Annotated in this window: 3 protein-coding genes and 1 pseudogene; 1 reads left to right on the top strand and 3 read right to left on the bottom strand. The window is 69.2% G+C overall.

Features of this window, described 5'->3' with window-relative positions:
- The 3 genes from L995_RS15940 to L995_RS15930 all read right to left on the bottom strand — a co-directional run.
- Positions 1 to 458: MlaD family protein (locus L995_RS15940; RefSeq protein WP_047472589.1), on the bottom strand; the 458-nt coding region annotated here is incomplete at its 3' end.
- 65 nt (positions 459 to 523) lie between these two features.
- Positions 524 to 1,327 (bottom strand): MlaE family ABC transporter permease, encoded by an 804-nt coding sequence (locus L995_RS15935; RefSeq protein WP_012204765.1) that lies wholly within the window; start codon positions 1,325 to 1,327, stop codon positions 524 to 526.
- Positions 1,328 to 1,399: 72 nt separating this feature from the next.
- Positions 1,400 to 1,864, bottom strand: coding sequence for a Cd(II)/Pb(II)-responsive transcriptional regulator (locus L995_RS15930; RefSeq protein WP_012204764.1), 465 nt, complete (start codon positions 1,862 to 1,864; stop codon positions 1,400 to 1,402).
- Between the two features lie 39 nt (positions 1,865 to 1,903).
- Here L995_RS15930 and L995_RS15925 point away from each other — a divergent pair.
- Positions 1,904 to 2,590, top strand: a pseudogene (locus tag L995_RS15925) (heavy metal translocating P-type ATPase); the annotation flags it as partial.

Below are 2,590 nucleotides of genomic sequence, written 5' to 3'. Positions count from 1 at the left end.
CCGCGCAGCACGGGGCGCACGGCCTCGTCGGGCAGCGGCGGATCGCTGAGGATGCCGCTGTAGGCCTTGATGGTGGTGCCACCCACCAGCCCCTTGACCAGGGTGAAGACGCTGGACTCGCGCAGCCAGTGCGCGTCCTTGCGCGGCACGTCGATGAGGATGCGCACATTGCCGTCCTCGGCCAGCTCGATGCGGCGCACGCGCCCGATCGGAAAGCCCGAGAAAGTCATGTCCATGCCCACGCTCACGCCCTCGGAGTCGTCGGCCGTGAGCACCAGGCGCTGCGTGGCGTCGAACACGCCGCGCGAGTACAGCAGGTACAGGGCCGATCCAAGAATCAGCACCAGCGTGAACAGCAGCAGGCCCGCGGCCTTGGCGCGCAGGTGCGCCACGGGCTTGAGGGCCTCGATTTCCTCGCCGTCCCAGGGGTCTGGCGGCGTGCGCCGCGTATCGGTCATGGCATTCCTTGTTCTGGCACGGGCCTTGCCGTGCATGTGGGGTTCGTGGAGTTCAGCGGGCGTGCTCAGTAGTAGTTGCCCATGAGCGAGATCACCTCGATCACCAGCAGCACGGCAAACATGCGCGCAAAGCCGCCCAGCGCCGCGCCGCCGAGCCGGTGGCGCCGCAGCGGCGCATACAGGCCGGAAGCCATGGGCATGATGGCCACGGTGAGGCTGAAGAACCAGGTCTTGAGCACGAAGACCAGGGTCACGGCCGGCGTGAAGATCTGGCCGAAGATGCGCGTGTAGCCGGGCAGGCCCGCCAGCGTGAAGCCATAGACACTCAGGTAGACGGTGACCAGGGCCACCACGCAGCTGAGCACGGCCAGCGTGACCGAGGCAAACACGCCACCGGCGGCGCGCGGCACCAGGGCCATGCGCAGCGGATCGGAGCCGCGCTCCTGCCAGGCCTGGAGCTGGCCCCGCGCGCGCAGCTGCGCAATCAGCGTGCCGTTGGGAATGGTGCAGCGCATGGCCACGAACAGCGCGGCCGTCAGCGGGATCAGCTCGATCACCAGCACGCGCACCACCATCTCCAGCGCATAGCGCGACAGCCCATAGCTCAGCGCCGTGACGATGACGATGCGCGTGATGACCGCGCACAGCAGGGCCGCAAGCGCCGTGAAACCCAGCAGGATGGGGCCGGTCTGCACATAGATCTGGTGCGCCATGGCACGCCGCGCGCCGCGCCGGTAGCTGGAAGGGGACATGGCCAGCACCAGCAGCACGGCGCCCAGGTAGACGCTGCGCCACCAGGCCAGCGCATGGTCGCGCAGCGCCGCCCAGATGCGGTCGGGAAGGGACAGGGCTGCGTGGCTGAGGCTCATCGGTCGATGATAGCGAGCCGTACCGGGACGGTCCGTCGGACGCCGGCGCAAGACAGGCAGCCGCGGACGGCGCTACACATGGCGCTTGGCGCCGGAGCTGCCCAGGGCAGGCGCCAGCGGCTCGTCGGCCTGGGCATGCAGGGCCTCGATCAGATGGCAGTAGCTGGCCGACCCGTCGCACTGGCTGCGCAGTTGCATCAGCTCATGCTCCAGCGCGCGCAGCTCGGCCAGGCGCTCGCGCACATGGCCCAGGTGCGCATCCAGGGTTTCGTTGGCGGCCACGCAGTCGGCCTTGCTGGCGCCGTCCAGCGCCAGCAGGGTGCGCACCTCGTCCAGCGACATGTCCATGGCGCGGCACAGGCGGATGAAGCGCAGCCGGTGCACATCGCTGTCGCTGTACAGCCGGTACTGGTTGTCCTCGCGCACGCCCGCGCTCAGCAGCCTTTCCTTCTCGTAGTAGCGGATGTTGGCGGCGGCCACGCCGGAACGCTTGGCCGCCTCGCCGATGCGCCAGCGCGCAGATTCATGCTGTGACATGCTTGACCTTGAAGTGACTTCACCGTTTCCAATGCTCGCATGAACTCCAATCGCCTGCCAAGCCCTCAGGGCAACGAGGCCCTGAAAGCCTTCCCAGCCCATTCCACGCCCGCCTCGACTTCGCCGTCTTCCGCCTGCGGCACCGATTGCTGCGCGCCCTTCACCATCACCCAGCCCACGCCGGCCCGCAAGAAGGCCCATGGCCACTCGCATGCGCACGGCGAGGGCCACGATCACGCCCACGCCCATGACCACGACCATGACCACGGTCACGACGAGAGCGATCCCCATGCCGGCCACGACCACAGCGTGCTGCCCGGCTGGCCGCGCATCACGGCCGCGCTGATTGCAGCCGTGCTGGCCGAAGCCGCCCACTGGCTCAGCGGCTCCCAGGGCGGCGTGCCGGCCCTGCAATACGGCGGCATGGCCGCGGCCGTGCTGGCCATTGCCCTGTCGGGCCTGGGCGTCTACAAGGCCGGCATCCACGACGTGCTGCGCCTAAAGCTGGGCATCCATGCGCTGATGGCCATTGCCGTCACGGGAGCCTTCGCCATCGGCCAGTGGCCCGAGGCCGCCATGGTCATGGCCCTGTACGCCGCGGCAGAGCGCATCGAGGACCAGGCCATGGACCGCGCGCGCAATGCCATCCGCAGCCTGCTGCAGATGGCGCCCGAGACGGCCGACGTCCTGCAGCCCGACGGCAGCGTTCAGCGCGTGGCGACGCGG

It is taken from the genome of Delftia sp. ZNC0008 (assembly GCF_000799035.1).
GTDB classification, from domain to species: Bacteria; Pseudomonadota; Gammaproteobacteria; order Burkholderiales; family Burkholderiaceae_C; genus Comamonas; species Comamonas tsuruhatensis.
The sequence above is the reverse complement of the archived record's forward strand: the minus strand, read 5'-3'. Positions and strand labels throughout refer to the sequence as shown.